We start from the raw sequence: 22,101 nt of genomic DNA on the forward strand, positions 1-22,101 counted from the left end.
TGTAATATGTGTTTAAGCTTGAATTGCTGGAGGCATTCCCATTTCTTTTAGAAATCTAAAATGGGCTATAACAGCTTTTCTTGTGGTTTCGTATTCTTTATAAGGCAAATTAAATTCCTTAGCAGTATCTTTTACGATTTTTGCAATTTTACCGTAGTGAATATGACTAATATGTGGGAAAATATGATGCTCAACTTGATGGTTTAAGCCTCCTGTATACCAATTAACTAGCCAATTTTTACGACCGAAATTTACAGTAGTCTTAAGCTGATGAATGGCCCAAGTGTTTTTCATTGTACCGTCTTTTTCTGGCATAGGCATTTCGGCCTCATCCATAACATGTGCCAATTGAAAAACGACACTAAGGATTAAACCAGCAACATAGTGCATTATTAAAAACCCGATAAGCACCTCATACCACGCTAAATCTGTAAGTACTATAGGTATAACAATCCACATACTTACATAAATAAGTTTAGAAATTACCAATTTACTCCAATTAACAATTGGGTTGGGCAACTTGCCGTAAGAGAGTTTTCGCTTCATGTAGCGATACATTTGCTGAAAATCTGTAGTTATGGCCCAATTAATGGTTAACAGACCATATAGTAGTATAGAGTAGTAATGTTGAAATTTGTGGTATTTACGCCACTCTGCATGTTTTGAAAAACGCAATATTCTTCCAGCTTCTAAGTCTTCATCGTGTCCATGAATATTGGTGTAGGTATGGTGTAGTACATTGTGTTGTACTTTCCAATTATAAACGTTGCCAGCTAAGATATATATACTACTTCCCATTAATCGGTTAACCCATTCCTTATTAGAAAAAGAACCGTGGTTGCCATCATGCATGACGTTCATTCCTACACCAGCCATACCTATTCCCATAACAACTGTTAAGAGTAACTGAGCCCAAGTGGGAATTTCTAAGGTTAATAATAAAAAGTAAGGTGTTAGAAATATGGCAAACATGACTATGGTTTTTAACCATAGTTGCCAATTACCGGTTCGTTTTATATTGTTTTCCTTAAAATAATTGTTAACACGTTTATTTAAGGTTCTAAAAAATTTCGCAGAGTCTGTTCTTGAAAAGGAAAGGGTTTGTTGTGCCATTAATTCTAATTTTTAATACATCACCTAGGGGATAGGTGAAAGTCTTAAGCTTCAAAGATAACTAAATAATGATTTCTTCTAAACAAGGTTTAGTTAATTTCTGCGATTAATTTGATGTATTTTTGCCCAACAATTTAATCATGGACATCATTTTAAAATATTTTGAAGGCTTAACTCAGCGACAGATTCAACAATTTGAAGCGCTAGATTCTCTTTACAGGGACTGGAATGCCAAGATAAATGTTATTTCTCGCAAGGATATTGATGAGTTGTATTTAAGGCATGTACTGCACTCCTTAGGTATTGCTAAAGTAATCGATTTTTCGGATAAATCATCCATACTCGATGTAGGTACAGGTGGCGGTTTTCCTGGGATTCCTTTGGCTATTCTGTTTCCAGAATGTCAATTTCACCTGGTAGACAGTATAAATAAAAAGCTCAAAGTTGTAAATGGCGTTACTGAGGCGCTTGGATTGAAAAATGTTAAAACAACTCATGCTAGAGTAGAAGTAATAGATGAACAATACGATTTTATTGTAAGCAGAGCGGTAACACGTATGCCAGAATTTGTTAAATGGGTTAGAGGAAAGACAAAAAAAAAGCAGAACAATTTATTAAAGAATGGTATACTTTACTTAAAGGGTGGTGACCTTACGGAAGAATTGGGACGGTATACGACCACTACTATATTTCCACTTTCAAAGTATTTTACTGAAGACTTTTTTTACACAAAGAAAGTGGTTCATTTGCCTTTAAAGTATAAATAAAAAAAGCCTCTGCTACGAGGCTTTTTAGTTTTATTGTCTACTTGTTTAATTTATGATAAGTTTTGTCGTAAAATCGATATTTTCCTCATTCTTAACGTTTAATATGTAAAATCCAGAGTTGAGATTCACTGGTATAACTGAGCGGTTAGACAGTCTTATATGCTTATCAAAAACAGTTTTTCCGGTTAAATCTGATATAGAGATTTTAGCGTTAGAGTTGTTGTTGGACAAAATCACTAACTCTGATTGAATAGGATTTCTCTCCAAACGTACATCTATCGACAAATAATTACCATTACTTAAAATAGGATTTAATATTTCATTGAGCGCAAAAGTGACATTGGCTTCCGTAAGTTGAACGTGTTGCTCATTATTATCAGGGATAAAGGTGTTGTCAAAAGGCGTGTCATTGGTTGTAGCTCGAGAGGAACTTAAATCGATATCATGATACCAGTCAACAGGTGTGTCATCAGTAATAACAAGTGACAAAGCACTGACTGTTGGGATAAAGTTGAACTTATCTATTTGTAAGGCATTTAAAAAATCTGTAGCTAAAGGGTCTCCGCCCCCAACTGCACCTGTAAGTGCAGACAAATCAAATAAACCGCCAGGAGCAGCATCAATACCGCTTACAAATTCAAATGCTTGGCTTTGCGCTGTTGAAGTAGTTGGTGGAATAATTGGCGGATCAATAATAACATTACTCACAACATCCGTGGTATTCAATTCAGGTGTGAAATTGATGTCAATATCAATAACAACATTTCCAAAAGGTGGCGCTGGTACAAGGAACGTTGCGTCCATAACTATAAAACCAGGACTCACGGTCGTACCACTATTGCCAATGGCAAAGTAAGGGCTTCCAATACCACTGCCGTTTACTATAGCAACATTTCTTACGTTTGTTGGAAACCCATCTGCGGTAAAAGATGTAATTCTATTCTGAAAACTTGTTCTATAGGGATGTGGTGTTGGTAACGTAATGCTTGGGTCAAATTCCACGTCGCTTCCAGATTGTAAATGTGGCACAAAATGGTCTGTCAAGAGTTGCCTCGCAGCAGGTGAATTGAGTAAATCGTTAATAATGGGTTGAATTTCAGCAACTGGATTTAGTCCGTTAAAAGCTAAATAATTAAGCTGATGCTGTAACCCAATCGGAATATTTGCACCTAAATGTGGCGAATCAAAAGAAATAAATAGTCGGGTGTCATCCGTTATAGCGTTAGACTCCATAAAATTAAGAGCATATCTAGAGATTATGCCTCCCATACTTGGTCCAATAATTACATTTTGCTCTGGACTGTTAGCTGCTTTATCGGTATTAATAGTATTAATCAATTCTACTAAAACCATAGCATTACGCTCAATAAAGTCTGCACCACCATCTATTGTAGCACCGTCTCCATTGACGTAGGTTGGGAAATTTAAAATAATAAGATCAAATCCCTCAGCACGTACTAAATCAGCTAAATTTTGAGTGCCGCCTGCTCCAGTAAACTGTAGAGAGTTGTAAATAGCAGTAATATCTCGAGTATCACCAGGATCGAACCCATCGACAAAGATTATGGGTTTATTTAAGATATTATCATTTCCAAGGAAAATCTCATACTCTCCCTGGCCAAGTGTACTTGCCGTGTTGTCATAAATAGACAAATCTACAGATTCCGTTGCCGTAATCGAAATTTGTGCAATGGCAATGAAAGGGCATAAAATTAAAAATAGAATGTAATTTTTTAACATAAGAATTTTGTGTTTTAATTGAGTTAAAAGATACAAAGATTTCTCTTTCCGCATGTATATTTTAGAATCAAATCTATAAAGTGCACAAAAAAATCCTTAGAACTCAGGGCTTCTAAGGATTTAATTTTCAATTATTTAACAGACTATCCTAAAAATGGATATCTATAATCTGTTGGAGTTACAAAGGTTTCTTTAATAAGTCTTGGTGACACCCAGCGCAATAAATTTTGTGCACTTCCCGCCTTATCATTAGTACCAGAGGCTCTGGCTCCACCAAATGGTTGTTGTCCAACAACAGCTCCTGTTGGTTTATCATTGATGTAAAAGTTGCCAGCTGAATTCTGGAGTGCTTTTGTAGCCTCATCAATCGCATATCGACTTGTTGCTAAAACCGCTCCAGTTAAGGCATATTCACTAGTTTCGTCAACTAATTTCAGAGTTTCAGTAAATTCTGTGTCGTTATACACGTAAATAGTAATAACAGGACCAAATAGTTCAGTGCGCATTGTTGTGTATTTTGGATTGGTAGTAACAATTACTGTTGGTTCAATAAAAAACCCTTTTGATTTGTCGTAACCACCACCGGCAATGATTTCGGCATCGCTGTCTGATTTGGCTTGGTCAATGTATTTGGCCAATTTATCAAAAGATCCTTCATGTATTACTGCAGTTATAAAATTGCTCATATCTTCAGGAGAACCCATTTTAAAAGACGCTATGTCTTCTAGTAAATAGGATTTCACATCTTTCCAAATACTCTTTGGAATATAGGCTCTCGATGCAGCACTACATTTCTGCCCTTGGAATTCAAAAGCGCCACGCGAAATTGCAGTAGCTACCTGTTTTGGAACAGCACTGCTGTGTGCAATGATAAAATCCTTACCACCAGTTTCGCCAACAATCCTTGGATAGGTTTTATAATTGTGGATGTTCTCTCCGATTTGCTTCCATAGTTCTTTAAAAATAAAGGTTGAACCTGTAAAATGTAACCCAGAAAAATCTGGACTAGATAAAACTGTATTTGTTATCATTACGGGATCTCCAAAAACCACATTAATAACGCCATTAGGTACTCCAGCTTCTTTAAATACGTCCATTATTACCTTAGCGGAATACACTTGGCTATCACTAGGTTTCCAAACCACAACATTTCCCATAAGTGCCATACAGGCAGGTAAATTTCCAGCAATGGCAGTGAAGTTAAATGGTGTTACGGCATAAGTAAATCCTTCGAGCGGTCTGTACTCAACTCTATTCCAAGCATCAGAGGTGCTTTCAGGTTGTTCCATGTAAATATCAGTCATAAACTGAACATTGAACCTCAAGAAATCGATAAGTTCGCATGCTGCATCAATTTCCGCTTGGTGCACAGTTTTAGACTGTGCGATCATTGTTGCAGCATTAATCTTCGCTCGGTATGGGCCAGCAATTAATTCAGCAGCTTTTAAGAAAATACCTGCACGCTGTTCCCATGGCATTTGAGACCATGATTTACGTGCCTCAATTGCTGTAGCAATTGCTTTTTCAACGTGTTGTTTTTCAGCGAGGTGGTACTCACCAACAATATGTTTGTGGTCATGTGGAGGAGACATTGGTTTGGTGTTGCCGGTTCTAATGTCTTCACCATTGATATACAAAGGTACTTCAACTTTACTACCATACATCGCTTTATAAGTCTCTAATACTGCTTGTCGTTCCGGAGAACCAGGAGCATATGATTTAACAGGCTCGTTCACAGCTATTGGAACATTAAAAAAACCTTTTCCCATGATATGTTATTTATTAAAAGTTTGAATTTTTTTGAAAGTGCAAAGGTACAACTTTTAAGGTTTATCAATTGCACATTTGATATTCTAACTTGGAAAAGCGGGCACTTAGTTTGATGAAAAGGATATAGGGGTTAACGTTGGTTGTAAGGCACAGAATGTATTGCAGCAGGATCAACTTATGTATAAAACGAATAACCTATAAACAGAAATATTGCCTAAGTTGAAAAAATTGATTCTAAGAGTGATAGATTGTTTAGTTGAGTGCGAAAGGAGCACTGAGCTTAAAGGAAGGAATATAAACTTTAAACTTACTTGCTTTGGTAAAGTTAACCATATTGTAATGACCTTGCATGGCTCCGAAAGGCGAAGTTAAAAGACAGCCCGAATTGTAGGTGTGTTTTTCACCAGGCTTTAATACCGGTTTTTTTCCAATAACACCTTCACCTTCAATAATCTCCTCATTATTTAAGGCGTCTAAAATACGCCAATGTCTTGAATTTAATTGAACCGAATCCTTACTTTGATTTTCAATAGTTACCTTGTATCCAAAAGCGAAATGTACCTTGTAATTTTTGTAAAAGGTGCCTTCGAAATTAGTTTCTACGGAGATTTTTATACCGCTTGTAACTTGTTGTACCATTGTTAGTGTTGAGATGTTACGCTAAAATAGCATAAATTTTTAATCAAAGACACAATTTTAGAAAACTAAACCTTCTATTTTAACAATTTCTGTAGATATTCGCTGAAATCCCCTTTAAAAGGGATGTTAAGCCATTGTGCAATGTTATTTCAGTACACAAAACGTAAATTTTAGTTAGAGATATCAACCGATGTCGCCTCGCCAAATCCAATGAGCCTGTCGTATCTTGCGCCCAAATCCCTGTAATATACTAATACCTTGTAATTATTCTCGGTTTCCCAATAATTACCGCTAATATCACCTTCATTAAGTATTCCCGTTGCTCTGTCTATGGTAACGTACTTGTAATTGTAAAATCCCTGTTTCAAACGCATCATACATTCGTATATGCCCGCTTCGGAGTTGTAGATCATTTGGGTTAGCGGTTCTATTGAAAAGCCATTGAAATTGCCGTAGATATGTACGTCTCTATCCATAAATTCTTCATGACGAAGAGAAAAATGAATCATGGTGTAATCGGCCTCAATGGAAACATCAGTTCTGTCTATAGCTGTAATCTGAAAATTACCATTAATGTCAGGATTGTAAGTGTAGGGATTACCTTTTCGAGCCTCATTGGTAAAAAGATAATTGTGATAAATATCTTTTAAATCAATGAACTGAACACCAACATTGGCAGCCCTTACATCCTTATTTTCAAAAAAGAGATATTCATTTCCGCCCCAAAATGCTGTTTCTGTATCATAGCGATAAATCAATTGATTGCCTAAAGTGTATTGAGGTGCTAATCCTGTGATTGCTGTGTTCAGATTATTGTTTTGAATAATAAGTGTTTTAACAGTTTCTAATGGGTTGTTAAAGTTGATAATACTTGTAGAAATAGCAATGTCTACCGACTGTTTTGATGCAATAACCTTTACGTCTCTAGACCTTTTAACCTTTACGCCTACATTAACCAAATCTTCATAAACCATAAATTTCCTACTAAACATTAACTCGCCATAATCATCATAAATTGAAATCATGTAGTTCCCTGTTTTTAGCAGTGCCCTAGTCTGTAAATTTGGTATTTGGAGTTTGTAATGCGAATAGATTTGATAGGTATTGAAAGAATTAAAATAATCCAGTATTCTTTGGTTATCCAATCCTCTGAGGTATTCTGCTTTGGCTAAAACAGACGGTGTCCAATCATAATTAAAATGCTCAATAACATAATAAAAGTCTTCTTCATTAGCATTGAGTGCGTCAAATTCTAATACCAAAGGTTCACCAAGCCTTAAGACTGGTAATTGGCCTTGCGTAGTGTTTGACTTAAATTGAATGGTTTTAATAAAATCTGGAGGAGGCACTTCAACAGCCTGCGATAGAATTGGACTTGAGCAAAAGAAAAGTACGCCTAAAAAAAAGAGATATCTTGTCATTTTTGTAACTAAAACTTTTAAATATAAACAAATTCTATGCCTTAAACCTATTAAAGTTATTTATAATGACTATAAATAAAAAAGATGTTTTATTATGAAAACTATTTAACCATTAATTCTTAAATTTGCACGGATTTTTAGATAACTAATCTTTAACAGGTATGTCAAAAGACATTAGAATTAAGAAAGGTTTAGATATAAAGCTTGTTGGTGAAGCAGAGAAAACAACTGAGAACGCCATTGTTAGCAATTTTTATTCTGTACAACCTGAAGATTTTCACAGTATTATTCCAAAACTTGTATCGAAAGAGGGTAGCCATGTAAAAGCAGGTGAAACATTATTTTACAATAAGGATAATGAGTCTATGAAATTTGTATCTCCAGTATCTGGGAAAATTTCTGAGGTAAAACGTGGAGAACGACGACGCATTTTAGCTATTAAGATTACTGCGGATAAAGAGCAAACCTACTTAGATCATGGTAAGTTTAATTTAGATTCTGATGCAGAAACTATCAAAACTCATTTGTTAGAATCTGGTTGCTGGACATTTATTAAGCAGCGTCCTTACGATGTTATAGCCAAACCCGATTCAGAGCCGAAAGGCATCTTCATCTCTGGTTACGCAAGTGCGCCGTTAGCTGCCGATTTAGACTATGTTTTGGCTGGTAAAGAAGCAGAATTGCAAGCTGCAGTAAACGTGTTATCTAAATTAACTTCTGGAGATGTCCATGTTTCAGTTGGAAAATCTTCAAATAGTCCACTCTCAAACTTAGAGAATATTACTCTACATAAAGTTTCTGGACCACATCCTTCAGGAAATGTAGGAACCTTAATAAATAAGGTGGATCCAGTAAATAAAGGTGAAACAGTTTGGACAATAAACGCACAAGACTTAGTTATTATAGGTGAATTGTTACTCACTGGAAAATTTAACGCTGAGCGTATTGTTGCTTTAGCAGGGTCTTCGGTTCAAAAACCACGTTATTTTAAAACAAAAATTGGGTCAGAGGTTGCAACAATGATTTATGATAACGGCGTTGAAAAAGATGGCAACGATCGTATTATATCAGGGAACGTGTTAACTGGAAAACGAGTTGCACCAGATGGCTATTTAGATTATTACAGCAACGTCCTTACGGTAATTCCAGAAGGTGACGATTATGAGTTCTTTGGATGGAATAAACCAGTATTTGATAAAATTTCGCCTTCAAGAGCGCTAACATTTTCTTGGTTGACTCCAAAAAAGAAGTATGACTTAGATACGAATACCAATGGTGAGCATCGTGCTTTTGTTATCACAGGGAGCTATGAAGAGGTGTTTCCTTTAGATATCTATCCTTTACAAATTCTTAAGGCTTGTATGTATAAGGATTTGGATGAGATGGAAGTTTTAGGTATGTACGAGGTCGCTCCAGAAGATTTTGCTTTAACGGAATTTATCTGTGTGTCAAAGCAACCACATCAAAAAATTATAAGAGAAGGATTAGACGTAATGCTCCAAGAAATAGGATAACCATAAGCAATTTTTGAGAGTTTGAAAAAGCTATGAAAAAGTATAAATAATGGGATTAAAACAAAACTTACACAACTTTAAAGTAAAAAATCAGGACAAAAAGTGGATTCCCGCTTTTAATGCTCTTTTTACATTTTTATATACCCCTAATGAGACTACACATGGCGGTACTCATATTAAGGCAGCAGACGATTTAAAACGAACAATGAACACGGTAATCATTGCTTTGATTCCATGTTTAATATTCGGAATCTTTAATGCAGGTTACCAACATTACCTCGCTTTGGGTGAAATAGAAGCCTCAAATGGTTTTTTAGGGTCTACATTTTGGACCTTAGATAATCTTATCATAGGCGCATGGACCGTACTGCCTTTAGTAGCGGTGTCATACGGAGTGGGACTTGCTGTAGAATTTGTTTTTGCGGTGATTAAAGGACACGAAGTAGAGGAAGGGTATCTGGTTACTGGTATGCTAGTGCCGTTAATTGTGCCAATTGATATTCCGCTTTGGATGCTTTCCGTAGCTGTAATCTTCGGTGTGGTAATTGGTAAGGAAGTTTTTGGTGGTACCGGAATGAACATACTTAATCCAGCCCTAACCATTAGAGCCTTTTTATTCTTCGCTTATCCAACATGGATGTCTGGAGATAAGGTATGGGTCCATGGAGCAGTAGAGCGCGCAGGTACGCCTGATGCAATTTCTGGTGAAACCTTATTAGGTGCATACGCACAGAACACCGAATTAGCAGGCATTGGTTATTGGGATATGTTTTGGGGATTAATTCCTGGTTCTGTAGGAGAGACGTCTAAGTTCCTTATTATAATTGGTGCATTATTTTTAATATTTACTAAAATAGGAAGTTGGAGAATAATGTTAAGTACCGTAATTGGAGCGTTAGTAATGGGCTTAATTTTTGAATATGGTGTAGTTGGAACAGGATTAATCGACGAAAGTTCAAAATTTTATGGCTTAATGAGTGTACCGTTTTGGCAGCATCTCATTATAGGTAGTATATTATTCGGTGCAGTATACATGGCAACAGACCCTGTGACTGCCTCACAAACCAATAAGGGGAAATGGATTTATGGATTCTTAATTGGATTCATTTCTATAATGATTCGTGTATTTAATCCAGCATATCCAGAAGGGGTATTCTTGGCTATCCTTTTAATGAATGTGTTTGCACCAACTATTGACCATTATGTGGTTCAAGGTAATGTAAAACGAAGACTAAAACGTTTAAAAGTAAAAGCAGCTTAAGTTATGGCAATCGATACTGAAAAAAATAGTTATACTGTTGTATTCGCCGTCATTATGGTGGTAGTTGTAGGTGCGATTCTTGCGGGATTAGCATCAGGTTTAAAGCCTATGGTAAAAGCTAACGAGCGTTACGAAAAACAACAGAATATTTTGTATGCAATGGGTGTAAATAACAACCAAGGCACTAGTGATGTTGAATTTATTCCAACAGAGATAGTCGAGTCTGAGTTTGATAAATACATTAAGAAGCAATACGTAATTCAAGGTGGTGAGGTTTCTGAAAACGACCAAGCCTATTTAATCGATATTAAAAAAGAATCGACAAAGGCTAAGGATCCTAATTATGAAAGACGTCTTCCATTATTTATAGGGGAAAAGGATGGTGAAGAGGTGTATATTGTACCAGTAAGGGGAAAAGGACTTTGGGATGCTATTTGGGGTTTTGTGGCTATGGACAAGGGAATGACTGTGAAAGGAGTTTATTTTGATCATAAAGGTGAAACACCAGGCCTAGGAGCAAATATTAAAGAACGCTTTTTTATGGATGACTTTACTGGTGAAGAGTTACTTGATGGTAATGAATTTAAAGGTATTAAAGTCGCTAAAGGAAATAATGATCCAAAGAATGAGATTAAGGATGATTATGAAGTAGATGCTATTGCAGGATCTACAATCACCGGAGACGGCGTTACAGCCATGTTAAAGAAAGACATTCAAATGTATAAGTCTTATTTTGAGACTTTAAATTAATAAATGGAATATGGGACTTTTATCAAAAAAAGACGCAAAATTAATATCAGATCCATTAGCAGACAATAATCCGATTACCATCCAAGTGTTAGGTATATGTTCCGCTTTGGCTATTACGGCGCAGTTAAAGCCGTCCATAGTTATGGCCATCTCTGTGATATTTGTAATGGGAGTAGGTAATGTTGTTATCTCATTAATGCGAAACGTCATTCCTTCAAAAATTAGAATTATTGTTCAGCTTATTGTGGTTGCGACATTAGTAATTATCGTTGACCAAGTTTTAAAAGCTTTTGCCTATACACTAAGTAAAGAACTTTCAGTGTTTATAGGATTAATTATAACTAACTGTATCATCATGGGACGTTTTGAAGCTTTTGCTTTGGGTAATGGACCTTGGCGATCATTTTTAGATGGCATTGGTAATGCCTTAGGTTATGGTGTAATATTGATCATTGTTGGATTCTTTAGAGAACTGTTAGGTTCTGGAACACTTTTTGGATTTAAAGTGCTTGGAGACTCTGTTGAAAAAACAGGATTATATGCTCTAGGTTATGAAAACAACGGATTTATGGTACTGCCTCCAATGGCTCTGATTGTTGTTGGATTAATAATTTGGGTCCAACGTTCTAGAAATAAGGCTTTAATTGAAGATTAACACATAGTGTAATCCTGAATTTGTTTCAGGATTTCAAACTCAAAATATATGGAACATTTAGAATTATTTTTTAAATCGATTTTTGTAGATAATATGGTATTTGCATACTTCTTGGGAATGTGCTCTTACTTAGCAGTATCTAAGAAAGTATCAACGGCTGTTGGTTTAGGAGCTGCCGTCATATTTGTACTCATGATTACTGTACCGTTAAACTGGTTGCTAGACCAGTATTTACTGCAAGAAGGTGCTTTGTCATGGTTAGGAGAAGAGTATGCAAGTTATGATTTGAGTTTCTTATCATTTATAATGTTCATTGCTACTATTGCTACAATGGTTCAGTTAGTAGAAATCGTGGTTGAGAAATTCTCACCATCTTTATACAATTCATTAGGGATATTTTTACCGTTAATTGCTGTGAACTGTGCTATTTTAGGAGGTTCGTTATTTATGCAGTCTAGAGAAATCGAATCCTTAGGCTTAGCATTTAATTATGGTATTTCTTCGGGTATAGGATGGTTTTTAGCCATTTTAGCTATAGCTGCAATTAGAGAGAAAATAAGATACTCTGCTGTACCACCAGCATTGAGAGGTTTAGGAATCACTTTTATCATTACAGGACTTATGGCTATAGGTTTTATGAGTTTTGGAGGAATGCTTACAGGAGGTGATGAAGCCCCAAAAACAGAAGAAAAATCTGTTGCTATAAAAAAAGAATTGGAAAAAGAAAAAGAGGAAATTACTAAAAAAGTAAGCTTGGTAAATACCTCAAAAACAGAAAACGAATAGACTTATGATAGTATTAGCCGCAAGTACCATAGGAACAGTTATAGCTACGGTAGCAGCCTTTTTAGTTGTAACCTTACTTTTAGTCGCTTTGTTATTGGTAGTAAAACAAAAGCTATCTCCTTCAGGTCCTGTAAAAATCTTGATTAACGGAGAGCGTGAAATAGAAGTAGCCTCAGGGAGCACACTTTTAAATACTCTTGGAAGTAACAAGGTGTTTTTACCATCGGCTTGTGGTGGTGGTGGAACTTGTATTCAATGTGAGTGCCACGTTCTTTCTGGCGGTGGTGAAGCATTACCTACAGAAACACCTCACTTTTCAAGAAAAGAACTACAACATGGTGCACGATTAGCCTGCCAAGTTAAAGTAAAGCAGGATATGGAAATTACCATACCTGAGGAAGTATTTGGTATAAAGAAATGGGATGCAACTGTGGTTAGAAACTATAATGTAGCGTCTTTTATTAAGGAGTTTGTAGTAGAGATTCCTGAAGAAATGAACTATAAAGCGGGAGGGTATATACAAATTGAAATCCCTCCTTGTACAGTAAAATACGAAGACATTGATATCACAGCTCATCCAGAAGAGCACGATAAACCAGATAAATTCCAAGAAGAATGGGATAAATTTGGATTATGGCCTTTGGTGATGAAAAATGATGAGGTTGTGGAACGCGCTTACTCCATGGCGTCTTACCCAGCAGAAGGTCGCGAGATTATGCTTAATGTGCGTATTGCCACACCACCATGGGACCGTTCTAAGAATCAATGGATGGATGTTAACCCAGGAATAGCATCTTCGTACATCTTTGCTCAAAAGCCAGGTGACAAGGTTGTTATTTCAGGTCCTTATGGAGAGTTCTTTATCAATGAATCAGAAAGTGAGATGCTTTACGTAGGTGGTGGAGCAGGAATGGCACCGATGCGCTCTCACTTGTATCACTTGTTCAAAACGTTAAAGACTGGCCGAAAGGTGACGTATTGGTATGGCGGTCGCTCTAAGAGAGAGCTGTTTTACATTGATCACTTTAGAGAATTAGAAAAGGATTTCCCGAATTTTAAATTCTATATGGCCTTGTCAGAGCCGTTAGAAGAAGATAATTGGACAGTGAAAAAAGATATTAACGATGAAAAAGCTGATGGTTTCGTTGGTTTTATACATCAAGTGGTTATAGACAATTACTTAAATCATCACGAAACACCAGAAGATATAGAGTTGTATTTCTGTGGTCCTCCTTTAATGAACCAAGCGGTTCAAAAAATGGGAGAGGATTTTGGAATTCCAGACGAACATATTAGATTCGATGATTTCGGAGGTTAATACAAAAAGCCAACTTTACTAAAGTTGGCTTTTTTATTTTTAGAATACGATTTAACTATTTAACTTCTACTAATTCTTGCTTTTGCTTAAAGTTGAATAGAGAAGAACAGTCCATAAAATTTTTGATACAATCTAATTGACATAAGCATTCTACTACTTGAGAAAGACCATTGAATAAAATGTCTTTATTACTAATATCATCAGGGCGAATTAATCTACCTCGATTCAACCCTGTATAACCACAGCCTTTTAAAAAAGCCTGTTCAATTTGTAGCAATTCTGTAGGTGTATAGCCATTAAAACGGCGCCCAAAATTCTCGTTAACCAATCCAACATAATTGAGTTTTACAGAACCATGTCTGTCCGTAAGATGTTTCCAGCTATCCGAACAATCTAAAATATTGCCTACCGCGCAATGTTTGCAGTCATCAGGGTTTAAAGTATTATTGTGAAAAGCTTCGTATAGCTTTTTAACAGCAGCATCAAATCGTCTAGTAGTCATATTTCTTTTTCTTTTTCAATATTGAAGATACAAAAAATCAAAATGAAACTCAAAATCAAGGATTTATTTGTATTCCATAATAAGAAATTCAGCGGAGGTAGTTCCAATATTTAATACCTCATGCCATTCAATATAATCATTACTGAAACTATAACCTGTTGGGATATCTACCTCTCTAGTGCCTGCAGAATCTGTTATTCTAAATATTCCGCCGGCTAAGGTATAACCAATATGAGCTTTGTGGTAGTGGCGCTCATGACCAACGCTTGGCGGAAAGCTGCATTTCAAAACACGCAGTTTATCCGTTTCTTCAACAATTTCACATACTACTTCGTCCTGCCAACCTGCTTCAAGCGGGTCTGGTAATTGATTGTTGTGCTTACAGGTAAAGACTAAACAAATAAGTAATACAATTAAATAACGACTGTGTTCAATGGAAACCATAGGTGTTTTATAAGCTATAAATATACAAGAGATAGACTTAGTCTTCATTTATTTTTTGATGACATTGTTCGTATCTTTGCAATATGTCCAAAGAACTAACACAGCAGGAGCTTCACAACCTGGCAATGAATCACGTCGGAAAGGATTTAGAGAAGCGTGGCTTTGAGTTTGTAGCCATAAATAGCAAGCTCAAAAGGCATCCACAGTTTGTTTGTATAGATAAAAACAGCCAGTATTTCTTTGTAGTGGTGAGGGCGGTCTTGCTCCCCGAGAATCCAAATAATTATGATGTGGTTTGGATGGAAACATTTAAAAAGCATGCCTTTGATAAAAATGCTAAAGTACTCTATGCAGGTGTCGGTTTAGGTAATCCTAATGGAGAGCATTTACCTATCTATTTAAACGAGGAATATTTAATCGAGTATAATGGGATTCAAGTTGTAGAAATGAACCTCAATTAGCCTACTTTGTTATTTTTATAAAAACATTTAACTCGTTATGAGAAAATTAATTTCAATTACTTTGATTGTTGCATTCGTTTTAGCTTGTACACAAAAAGCTCCTGAGAATGTTGTGCTAAGAGGACCAGTTTTTGGTACCGATTTTTCCATTTTGTATTATGTGGACGATGGGACAAATTATATGGACGAGATTGAAGGCTTATTTGAAAATGTCAACATGTCTTTGTCAACCTATATTGCAGAATCTAGACTCTCTCAAATTAACAGAAATGAGAGCAATGAGGTAGATGAACATTTTAAAAAGGTAATGGCTGCTTCAAAAGTTATTTACAGGCTATCAGAAGGTGTATTTGATCCCACAATAGGAAATGTGGTCAATGCATGGAATTTTGGCGCTGATAAGAATAAATTTTTAACCGATAGCACAACCATAGACAGCCTAATGCAATATGTAGGTTTAAATCGGGTAGGTATTGTAGGAAATAAGATTCAAAAGCCAAAGGAAACTTATTTGGAGTTTAATGCTATTGCAAAGGGCTATGGCGTAGATGTTATTGGTGAATTTTTAGAATCTAAGGGTATTGATAACTATTTGGTCACCATTGGCGGTGATATGAGGGTTTCAGGTATAAATAAAGAAAAGAATCAACCATGGTTAATAGGAATTGATGATCCTAACTTCGATGGTTCGCAGTCTTTCTCTAAGAGCATTTCACTTAAAAATGAATCTATGGCCACGTCAGGGACTTATAGAAAATATAAGGTTGATGCAAATGGTAATCGCTATGCACATATTATTAATACAAAAACTGGCTATCCAACAAAAACCAATGTTTTAAGTGTATCGGTTATAGCAGAAGATTGTATGACTGCAGACGCATATGCCACAACGTTCCAGGCAATGGGTATTGAAAAAGTAAAAGAGTTTTTAGAACGTCATCATCAATTGAAGGTGTACTTCATCTACCTCAATGAAAATAATGAAATGGAGTTTCTTACCTTAAACGGATTCCCTGAATAGCTTATTTTTGAACAAATGGAATGAGCTCACCTTGGGACAAACGATAGGTGTTGACCTCAACTTTTGATAATTTATTGGTATAATCAATGGCCTTCACTTTAAAACCAATAGAACGCAGTTTATCAAAATAATCCATACCATAAACACGGACATGATCGTATTGCCCAAATATTTCAGCACGTTCTTTTCTGCTTGTAATAGAATTATCCTCAAAAGTGGTTTCCCTTGATAAGTCTTGTGGAATTTGAAATATTCCCCAACCGCTGGGTTTCATTATTCGATAGAGCTCTTGCATAGCTCTAGTGTCGTCTGGGATGTGTTCTAACACATGATTGCAAAGAATAACATCAAATTCGTTATCCTTAAAAGGTAGGTTGCAAATATCCGCTTTAATATCTGCAATAGGTGAATTTAAATCTGTAGTGGTATAATCAAGGTTCGTCAATTTTCTGAAGCGTTTTAAAAAGCATTGTTCTGGCGCAAAGTGCAAAATCTTTAGATTTTCCGTAAAGAAGGTGGTTTCTTGCTGAAGAAATACCCAAAGCAATCTGTGGCGCTCTAGAGATAGAGTGGAAGGCGACAATACGTTTGGTCTTTGCTTGCCATAGCCATAAGGCAAAAAGCTTCTAAAACTTTTACCATCAATAGGGTCTGTATAGGTTTTACCTTTTAAGACCATTTCTAATATTGGCTTTAGTACATAACTAAGCCTAATAAGAACAGGCCTAGGTAAAGTATTTAAAATGAATCTGAAAATCGATTTCAAAGCAAGGATTTATAATCTTCACGGACTGGGAAAAATACATCTAAAATCTTACATGGCGTTAATGATTTACCACTATGTGGCATATTGGAAGGAATTACCAATATTGACCCAGGTTTATGAATTTTTGTAGAATCACCTACAGTCATTTCAAATTCTCCTTCTACGATTTGTGATACTTGCTCATGTTGGTGATGGTGTAAGGGTAATTCGTATCCGGCCTCAACTTCCCAAAAGGCAAACGTCATTGACTCTGTATGTAAAAAACGAGCTTTAAAGCCCTTAACGACTTCAACAGGTTCAATGTCTAGTATTCGTTGGTCTATCACAATACCAATGTTTTTTCTCTGAAATGGTCCTCATCGTTAGATGTAATTCCAAGAGCCTCATGGACATAAGCAAATGTAGATAGAATTTCAGGTTTGCCATTTACTAATGCAACATCATGTTCAAAATGAACACTTGGCTTACTGTCTTGCGTTACTATGGTCCATCCGTCTTTTAATTGTTTCACTTTGTGAGTACCCATATTTATCATGGGTTCTATAGCCACAACCATACCCTCTACAAATTTCTTTCCTCTGCCACGGCGCCCATAATTAGGCATCTCTGGGTCTTCATGCATTTTACGTCCAATACCATGACCTACAAGTTCCCGGACGACACCATACCCATGAGATTCACAATACTGCTGAATGGCATAACCCACATCACCAACTCTGTTACCATTTTTAAATTGTTCAATACCAATGTACAGGGATTCTTTTGTGATTTGTACAAGCTGTTTTGTGGCTTCATCCACGTCACCAATTTCAAAAGTATATGCGTGATCTCCGTAAAACCCATTCATTAATGCACCACAATCAACAGAAACAATATCACCATTTTTAAGAGGTGTATCTGTTGGTAGTCCATGAACTACAGCTTCATTTACACTACAAAGCAAAGTTGATGGACAATCATATAAACCTTTAAAACCGGGTAAAGCGCCATGGTCTCTAATAAAGGTCTCTGCAAGGGCATCTAAATGATTGGTAGTTACACCTTCTTTTATTTCTTTTGCAAGCATTCCCAAAGTTTTAGAAACAATAAGAGCGCTTTGCCGCATCAGTTCGATTTCCTCAGGTGTTTTCGTAATAATCATAGGTGAAATTTAGCAGCAAAGATAGCTAATTTAAAGGATTTTTAAATTTCTGAAAAACATGATAAAAGGCAGTTTTTTTGAACATTTTGTAAGTTAAGTTTGTAAGCTAAAAATGTAATATTAATATGTACAAAACAATGACCGCCGAAGAGGCTCTGAAAATTGTAAAATCTAACGATAAAATTTATCTACATGCCGCAGCGGCAGTACCACAAGTATTGGTGAAAGCACTTTCGGAGAGGCACGAAGAATTGAGAAATGTTGAAATATGCCAGTTACACACAGAAGGCGATGCCCCATACGCTAATCCAGAATATGCAAAGAGTTTTCATGTCAATTCCTTTTTTATTGGACGTAATGTTAGGCATACCCTTAAGGCAGGTAACGGTTCTTATACACCAGTTTTTTTAAGTGAGGTCCCTTTACTTTTTAAAAGAAATATCGTAGATATCAATGTGGCCTTAATCCACGTATCGGTCCCTGATAAACATGGATATTGTTCTTTAGGTGTTTCTGTTGAAGCCACTTTAGCAGCTATTGACAATGCAGACCATGTTATTGCTCAGGTGAATAAACAAATGCCAAGGACTTTTGGTGATGGTATAATCCATGTGACTGAAATTGATGCTTTTGTTGAGGTAGATGAGCCCTTGCCGGCATTCCCTGTTACAGAGCCTAAAGCCATTGAGAAGAAAATTGGAGATTATGTTGCAGAATTAATAGAGGACGGTAGTACGTTACAAATGGGCATTGGTAATATTCCTAATGCAGTATTAACACGACTTCACAACCATAAAGATTTAGGCCTCCATACTGAAATGTTTTCTGATGGTGTTATTGATTTAATTTTAAAGGATGTTATTAACGGAAACCATAAAGGTATTAACCCAGGACGTGCTATGGCAACATTTTTAATGGGCTCACAGCGCTTATACGACTATGTGCATGATAATCCTTTTGTTGAAATGCGAACTTCAGATTTTGTAAATGATGTTTCAATAATTAAACTTAACCCTAAGATGGTGGCTATCAATTCTGCTGTTGAGGTTGATGTTACCGGACAGGTTTGTGCAGATTCTATTGGCTCTAAAATGTATTCTGGTGTTGGTGGGCAAATGGATTTTATTAGAGGTGCCTCTTTAAGTGAAGGTGGAAAAGCCATTATAGCCCTTCCTTCCGCAACTAAAAAAGGAGTAAGCCGCATAGTTCCTTCATTAAAGCCTGGTGCAGGTGTAGTTACAACAAGGGCTCATGTGCATTATGTCGTAACGGAATACGGTGTTGCCAATTTATATGGGAAAACAATTAAGCAACGGGTAAAAGCATTGGTTGAAATCTCTCACCCAGACCATAGAGAAAGTATTGATAAAGCTTATTTTGAGATGATGTAATTTATTTAAACCAGCTAAATAAACCACTTTTTCTTTTGGCAGCTTTCATGTCGGGTTCCTCATTAGTTATCATTTGATAGATTTCTCCCCAACCTAGAATACCACCTATATTTCTATCATCAATGAAAAGGTCGGCATGGATTTTACGGCTTCGACTGTAGTCAAACTTTTCTTCAGGAAAACTGGCGTTTACAGCATAAAACTCAATGTCGTTATCCTTACAGAATTCAACGGCCTCTTGCAGTTTAGTTCCGCTTCTATATGTCCATAAGATAAGTCTGTGGCCGTCTTGCTGGAGCCGTTTGAGAGTTTCAAAAGCAAAAATACGTGTTCTTCCTATTTTAGGGTAAGCGTCCTCTACAATAGTGCCATCAAAATCAATGGCAATCGTCAGTCTATCATGAAAATTCATGCTGTGTAATCAATTAGTGAACAAAGGTACGGTATTAAACCGTATTACAAAAGGCTGTGTTGTGTCATAGCTTTGGGTTGGTCAATTCCCATTAAATCTAGAACCGTTGGAGCTATATCGCCTAAAATACCGTCTTTAATTTGCTTCAATTCCTTATCAATTAATATGATTGGTACAGGATTGGTAGTGTGAGCTGTATTTGGGCTTCCATCTGGATTTATCATAGTTTCACAGTTACCGTGGTCAGCGATTAAAATAGTAGTGTAGTCATTATCTAATGCTGCGCTTACAACATCTTTAACACAAGTGTCTACTGCTTCACAAGCCTTTATTGCTGCTTCCATTACACCTGTATGACCAACCATATCTCCATTAGCAAAATTCAAACAAACAAAATCAACATCCTTTTTTTGCAATTCTGGTAGAAGTGCATCCCTTAATTCGTAGGCACTCATTTCGGGTTTTAAATCATATGTGGCCACCTTTGGCGAATTGCGTAATAGTCTTGTTTCACCAATAAAGGGCTCTTCTCTACCACCTGAGAAAAAGAAAGTCACATGAGGGTATTTCTCGGTCTCCGCAATCCTTATTTGTTTTTTGTTATGCTTTTCTAAAACCTCGCCTAAGGTTTCGGACAAGTTATCTTTATCGTAAATAACGTTGATCCCTTGAAAACTATCGTCGTAGTTAGTCATAGTTACATAATGCAAATTGAGCTTGTGCATATTATACTCATGGAGATCTTTCTGAGACAAGGCTTCAGTAAGTTGGCGACCACGATCGGTCCTAAAATTAAAAAATATGATAACATCGTCATTCTCTATGAGACCATTTGGAGTATCGTTTTTATCAACTAGTACAAGGGGTTTGATAAACTCATCGGTTATATTTTCTGCGTAACTATCTTCAATAGATTTTAAAATATTAGTGGTGTGCTTTCCTTTACCATGGACAATGGCATCATAGGCTAATTTAACGCGTTCCCAGCGTTTATCTCTATCCATGGCATAATAACGTCCAGTTACAGTAGCAAGTGCTCCAGTTGTATTTTTAATGTGGTCCTCTAGTTCGGAAATGAAGCCGTAACCAGATTTGGGATCAACGTCTCTGCCATCAGTAAAGGCATGCACTAAAACATCTTTAAGGTCAAATTGGTTTGCGGCATCTAATAAGCCAAATAAATGATTGATATGGGAGTGTACACCTCCATCGCTAACCAAGCCTAATAAATGTACCTTCCTTTTTTTAGTTTTTGCATATTCAAAAGCCTCTACCAAAGTTGGTTCATTGTATAAAGACTTATTTTCAACAGCCATATTTATTTTGACTAAATCTTGATAAACAATTCGGCCTGCTCCTAAATTCATGTGTCCAACTTCGCTATTACCCATTTGTCCTTCAGGTAATCCAACGTGCAATCCATCGGTCCGTAAACTTGCATTTGGATATTTGCTATAAAGAGAATCTATAAATGGTGTATTGGCATGGTCTATTGCAGATACTTTAGGGTCTGGAGATTTTCCCCAGCCGTCTAATATCATAAGAAGAACTTTCTTATTCATGAAGGTTTCATTTAGGTGTATTCAAAGATAAGACTTAGTTAAGTATATAAAATTTGTAATCAAAAAAAAATAACTGATTAAATATTTATTATCAGTGAGTAATAGGAAGATTAAGCCCATTTCAGTAATTGTGACGCTCTTAACATATTTGTTTTCAAAGCGTTAATATTATGTTATATAATTTTTTTGGTGTAACAAATAGGAATTATTACCGTCTATTAGATATAATCAAAAAAACAAATCAATTAATTTTTAAATCTTTCATCATGAAAAAAACAGCAATCGTATTAGCCTTAGCATTGGGCTTTTCTATCAGTAATTTAAATGCAATGAACATTCCATCCCATTCAGCAGAAGTTTCAGTGTTAAAATCTGAAATTTCACCTTTGTGTAAAGCCGTTGCTACCGGAGATATGGATGAGGTGAAACGCTTAATTAATAATGGTGTTGATGTTAATAAAAAATCTAACGGCATGTTACCAATACATTATGCTGCGAGATACAATAGAGTTGACATGATTAAAGTTTTAATTACAGCTGGGTCCGAGATTCACAGTCCTTGTGATAAAGGATATACTGCATTAAGACATGCTGAAAAAACCAATGCGACAGAAGCGGCACAGTTTTTGAAACGCTTTAAGAGAAATGTCTAGTTAAGACAATTATT

At 36.1% G+C, this 22,101-nt stretch carries 23 protein-coding genes; 11 read left to right on the forward strand and 12 right to left on the reverse strand.

Features of this window, described 5'->3' with window-relative positions; all coding sequences use genetic code 11:
• Positions 1-12: 12 nt before the first annotated feature.
• A complete protein-coding gene (locus J4050_RS03590; RefSeq protein WP_208152583.1) occupies positions 13-1,113 on the reverse strand; it encodes a fatty acid desaturase family protein in 1,101 nt (366 codons plus the stop codon).
• A gap of 140 nt (positions 1,114-1,253) precedes the next feature.
• On the opposite strand from J4050_RS03590, the gene rsmG reads away from it, so the two are divergent.
• Positions 1,254-1,880, forward strand: coding sequence for a 16S rRNA (guanine(527)-N(7))-methyltransferase RsmG (gene rsmG / locus J4050_RS03595; protein WP_208152584.1), 627 nt, complete (start codon positions 1,254-1,256; stop codon positions 1,878-1,880).
• A 45-nt stretch (positions 1,881-1,925) separates the two neighbouring features.
• Here rsmG and J4050_RS03600 read toward each other — a convergent pair whose 3' ends face one another.
• The 4 genes from J4050_RS03600 to J4050_RS03615 form a co-directional block, all read right to left on the reverse strand.
• Entirely contained in the window at positions 1,926-3,620 is a 1,695-nt protein-coding gene (locus J4050_RS03600; protein WP_208152585.1) for a T9SS type A sorting domain-containing protein, read from the reverse strand.
• Positions 3,621-3,763: 143 nt separating this feature from the next.
• Positions 3,764-5,389, reverse strand: coding sequence for an L-glutamate gamma-semialdehyde dehydrogenase (pruA, locus tag J4050_RS03605; RefSeq protein ID WP_208152586.1), 1,626 nt, complete (start codon positions 5,387-5,389; stop codon positions 3,764-3,766).
• Between the two features lie 253 nt (positions 5,390-5,642).
• Complete coding sequence (gene apaG / locus J4050_RS03610; protein ID WP_208152587.1) at positions 5,643-6,029, reverse strand: Co2+/Mg2+ efflux facilitator ApaG/CorD; 387 nt, start codon at positions 6,027-6,029, stop codon at positions 5,643-5,645.
• A 170-nt stretch (positions 6,030-6,199) separates the two neighbouring features.
• Positions 6,200-7,450: a type IX secretion system plug protein gene (locus tag J4050_RS03615; protein ID WP_208152588.1), complete on the reverse strand. Its 1,251-nt coding sequence runs from the start codon at positions 7,448-7,450 to the stop codon at positions 6,200-6,202.
• Positions 7,451-7,611: 161 nt separating this feature from the next.
• Here J4050_RS03615 and J4050_RS03620 point away from each other — a divergent pair, with 161 nt between their 5' ends.
• Genes J4050_RS03620 through nqrF form a run of 6 tightly spaced genes read left to right on the forward strand, consistent with a single transcriptional unit; the run spans position 7,612 to position 13,734 of the window.
• Positions 7,612-8,964 carry a Na(+)-translocating NADH-quinone reductase subunit A gene (locus tag J4050_RS03620; protein ID WP_208152589.1) on the forward strand — a complete coding sequence of 451 codons (1,353 nt, stop codon included), beginning with the start codon at positions 7,612-7,614 and terminating at the stop codon, positions 8,962-8,964.
• Positions 8,965-9,013: 49 nt separating this feature from the next.
• Positions 9,014-10,225 carry an NADH:ubiquinone reductase (Na(+)-transporting) subunit B gene (locus J4050_RS03625; protein WP_208152590.1) on the forward strand — a complete coding sequence of 404 codons (1,212 nt, stop codon included), beginning with the start codon at positions 9,014-9,016 and terminating at the stop codon, positions 10,223-10,225.
• Positions 10,226-10,228: 3 nt separating this feature from the next.
• Positions 10,229-10,975, forward strand: a complete 747-nt coding sequence (locus J4050_RS03630; RefSeq protein WP_208152591.1) for a Na(+)-translocating NADH-quinone reductase subunit C — start codon at positions 10,229-10,231, stop codon at positions 10,973-10,975.
• Positions 10,976-10,985: 10 nt separating this feature from the next.
• Positions 10,986-11,630, forward strand: a complete 645-nt coding sequence (locus J4050_RS03635; protein WP_208152592.1) for an NADH:ubiquinone reductase (Na(+)-transporting) subunit D — start codon at positions 10,986-10,988, stop codon at positions 11,628-11,630.
• Positions 11,631-11,678: 48 nt separating this feature from the next.
• Positions 11,679-12,416 carry an NADH:ubiquinone reductase (Na(+)-transporting) subunit E gene (gene nqrE, locus J4050_RS03640; protein WP_208152593.1) on the forward strand — a complete coding sequence of 246 codons (738 nt, stop codon included), beginning with the start codon at positions 11,679-11,681 and terminating at the stop codon, positions 12,414-12,416.
• 7 nt (positions 12,417-12,423) lie between these two features.
• Positions 12,424-13,734: an NADH:ubiquinone reductase (Na(+)-transporting) subunit F gene (nqrF, locus tag J4050_RS03645; protein ID WP_208152753.1), complete on the forward strand. Its 1,311-nt coding sequence runs from the start codon at positions 12,424-12,426 to the stop codon at positions 13,732-13,734.
• A gap of 55 nt (positions 13,735-13,789) precedes the next feature.
• Here the strand turns inward: nqrF and J4050_RS03650 are convergent, their stop codons facing one another.
• Together J4050_RS03650 and J4050_RS03655 are read right to left on the reverse strand one after the other, a co-directional pair.
• Positions 13,790-14,236: a Na(+)-translocating NADH-quinone reductase subunit F gene (locus tag J4050_RS03650; RefSeq protein ID WP_208152594.1), complete on the reverse strand. Its 447-nt coding sequence runs from the start codon at positions 14,234-14,236 to the stop codon at positions 13,790-13,792.
• Positions 14,237-14,299: 63 nt separating this feature from the next.
• Positions 14,300-14,728, reverse strand: a complete 429-nt coding sequence (locus J4050_RS03655) for a cupin domain-containing protein (RefSeq protein ID WP_243878538.1) — start codon at positions 14,726-14,728, stop codon at positions 14,300-14,302.
• A gap of 35 nt (positions 14,729-14,763) precedes the next feature.
• On the opposite strand from J4050_RS03655, the gene J4050_RS03660 reads away from it, so the two are divergent.
• Together J4050_RS03660 and J4050_RS03665 are read left to right on the forward strand one after the other, a co-directional pair.
• Positions 14,764-15,141 (forward strand): DUF8840 domain-containing protein, encoded by a 378-nt coding sequence (locus J4050_RS03660; protein ID WP_208152595.1) that lies wholly within the window; start codon positions 14,764-14,766, stop codon positions 15,139-15,141.
• A gap of 37 nt (positions 15,142-15,178) precedes the next feature.
• A complete protein-coding gene (locus tag J4050_RS03665; RefSeq protein WP_208152596.1) occupies positions 15,179-16,162 on the forward strand; it encodes an FAD:protein FMN transferase in 984 nt (327 codons plus the stop codon).
• Position 16,163: 1 nt separating this feature from the next.
• On the opposite strand, the gene J4050_RS03670 is transcribed toward J4050_RS03665, so the two are convergent.
• Genes J4050_RS03670 through map form a run of 3 tightly spaced genes read right to left on the reverse strand, consistent with a single transcriptional unit; the run spans position 16,164 to position 18,069 of the window.
• The gene (locus tag J4050_RS03670) at positions 16,164-16,928 is read right to left on the reverse strand and encodes a class I SAM-dependent methyltransferase (protein WP_208152597.1); all 765 of its coding nucleotides are present in this window, start codon (positions 16,926-16,928) and stop codon (positions 16,164-16,166) included.
• A complete protein-coding gene (locus J4050_RS03675; RefSeq protein ID WP_347879101.1) occupies positions 16,925-17,254 on the reverse strand; it encodes a cupin domain-containing protein in 330 nt (109 codons plus the stop codon). The genes J4050_RS03670 and J4050_RS03675 overlap by 4 nt, the downstream gene beginning before the upstream one ends.
• On the reverse strand, positions 17,251-18,069 hold the full coding sequence (map, locus tag J4050_RS03680; RefSeq protein ID WP_208152598.1) for a type I methionyl aminopeptidase: 819 nt from the start codon (positions 18,067-18,069) through the stop codon (positions 17,251-17,253). The genes J4050_RS03675 and map overlap by 4 nt, the downstream gene beginning before the upstream one ends.
• 125 nt (positions 18,070-18,194) lie before the next feature.
• On the opposite strand from map, the gene J4050_RS03685 reads away from it, so the two are divergent.
• Positions 18,195-19,460 carry an acetyl-CoA hydrolase/transferase family protein gene (locus tag J4050_RS03685; protein ID WP_208152599.1) on the forward strand — a complete coding sequence of 422 codons (1,266 nt, stop codon included), beginning with the start codon at positions 18,195-18,197 and terminating at the stop codon, positions 19,458-19,460.
• Position 19,461: 1 nt separating this feature from the next.
• Here J4050_RS03685 and J4050_RS03690 read toward each other — a convergent pair whose 3' ends face one another.
• Together J4050_RS03690 and gpmI are read right to left on the reverse strand one after the other, a co-directional pair.
• Positions 19,462-19,872, reverse strand: coding sequence for a BT0820 family HAD-type phosphatase (locus J4050_RS03690; RefSeq protein WP_208152600.1), 411 nt, complete (start codon positions 19,870-19,872; stop codon positions 19,462-19,464).
• A gap of 44 nt (positions 19,873-19,916) precedes the next feature.
• Positions 19,917-21,434 (reverse strand): 2,3-bisphosphoglycerate-independent phosphoglycerate mutase, encoded by a 1,518-nt coding sequence (gene gpmI / locus J4050_RS03695; protein ID WP_208152601.1) that lies wholly within the window; start codon positions 21,432-21,434, stop codon positions 19,917-19,919.
• Between the two features lie 266 nt (positions 21,435-21,700).
• Here gpmI and J4050_RS03700 point away from each other — a divergent pair, with 266 nt between their 5' ends.
• A complete protein-coding gene (locus tag J4050_RS03700; RefSeq protein ID WP_208152602.1) occupies positions 21,701-22,087 on the forward strand; it encodes an ankyrin repeat domain-containing protein in 387 nt (128 codons plus the stop codon).
• Positions 22,088-22,101: the final 14 nt, after the last annotated feature.

Source organism: Winogradskyella pelagia, assembly GCF_017581965.1.
Lineage (GTDB): Bacteria > Bacteroidota > Bacteroidia > Flavobacteriales > Flavobacteriaceae > Winogradskyella > Winogradskyella pelagia.

Coding starts and splice junctions, on each gene's coding strand:
- nqrE (WP_208152593.1), top strand. CDS start 11,679: ATGGAACATTTAGAATTATTTTTTAAATCGATTTTTGTAGATAATATG.
- J4050_RS03590 (WP_208152583.1), bottom strand. CDS start 1,113: ATGGCACAACAAACCCTTTCCTTTTCAAGAACAGACTCTGCGAAATTT.
- J4050_RS03635 (WP_208152592.1), top strand. CDS start 10,986: ATGGGACTTTTATCAAAAAAAGACGCAAAATTAATATCAGATCCATTA.
- J4050_RS03690 (WP_208152600.1), bottom strand. CDS start 19,872: ATGAATTTTCATGATAGACTGACGATTGCCATTGATTTTGATGGCACT.
- J4050_RS03630 (WP_208152591.1), top strand. CDS start 10,229: ATGGCAATCGATACTGAAAAAAATAGTTATACTGTTGTATTCGCCGTC.
- rsmG (WP_208152584.1), top strand. CDS start 1,254: ATGGACATCATTTTAAAATATTTTGAAGGCTTAACTCAGCGACAGATT.
- J4050_RS03600 (WP_208152585.1), bottom strand. CDS start 3,620: ATGTTAAAAAATTACATTCTATTTTTAATTTTATGCCCTTTCATTGCC.
- apaG (WP_208152587.1), bottom strand. CDS start 6,029: ATGGTACAACAAGTTACAAGCGGTATAAAAATCTCCGTAGAAACTAAT.
- J4050_RS03665 (WP_208152596.1), top strand. CDS start 15,179: ATGAGAAAATTAATTTCAATTACTTTGATTGTTGCATTCGTTTTAGCT.
- J4050_RS03685 (WP_208152599.1), top strand. CDS start 18,195: ATGTACAAAACAATGACCGCCGAAGAGGCTCTGAAAATTGTAAAATCT.
- J4050_RS03615 (WP_208152588.1), bottom strand. CDS start 7,450: ATGACAAGATATCTCTTTTTTTTAGGCGTACTTTTCTTTTGCTCAAGT.
- map (WP_208152598.1), bottom strand. CDS start 18,069: ATGATTATTACGAAAACACCTGAGGAAATCGAACTGATGCGGCAAAGC.
- J4050_RS03650 (WP_208152594.1), bottom strand. CDS start 14,236: ATGACTACTAGACGATTTGATGCTGCTGTTAAAAAGCTATACGAAGCT.
- gpmI (WP_208152601.1), bottom strand. CDS start 21,434: ATGAATAAGAAAGTTCTTCTTATGATATTAGACGGCTGGGGAAAATCT.
- J4050_RS03620 (WP_208152589.1), top strand. CDS start 7,612: ATGTCAAAAGACATTAGAATTAAGAAAGGTTTAGATATAAAGCTTGTT.
- J4050_RS03660 (WP_208152595.1), top strand. CDS start 14,764: ATGTCCAAAGAACTAACACAGCAGGAGCTTCACAACCTGGCAATGAAT.
- J4050_RS03625 (WP_208152590.1), top strand. CDS start 9,014: ATGGGATTAAAACAAAACTTACACAACTTTAAAGTAAAAAATCAGGAC.
- J4050_RS03655 (WP_243878538.1), bottom strand. CDS start 14,728: ATGAAGACTAAGTCTATCTCTTGTATATTTATAGCTTATAAAACACCT.
- pruA (WP_208152586.1), bottom strand. CDS start 5,389: ATGGGAAAAGGTTTTTTTAATGTTCCAATAGCTGTGAACGAGCCTGTT.
- J4050_RS03700 (WP_208152602.1), top strand. CDS start 21,701: ATGAAAAAAACAGCAATCGTATTAGCCTTAGCATTGGGCTTTTCTATC.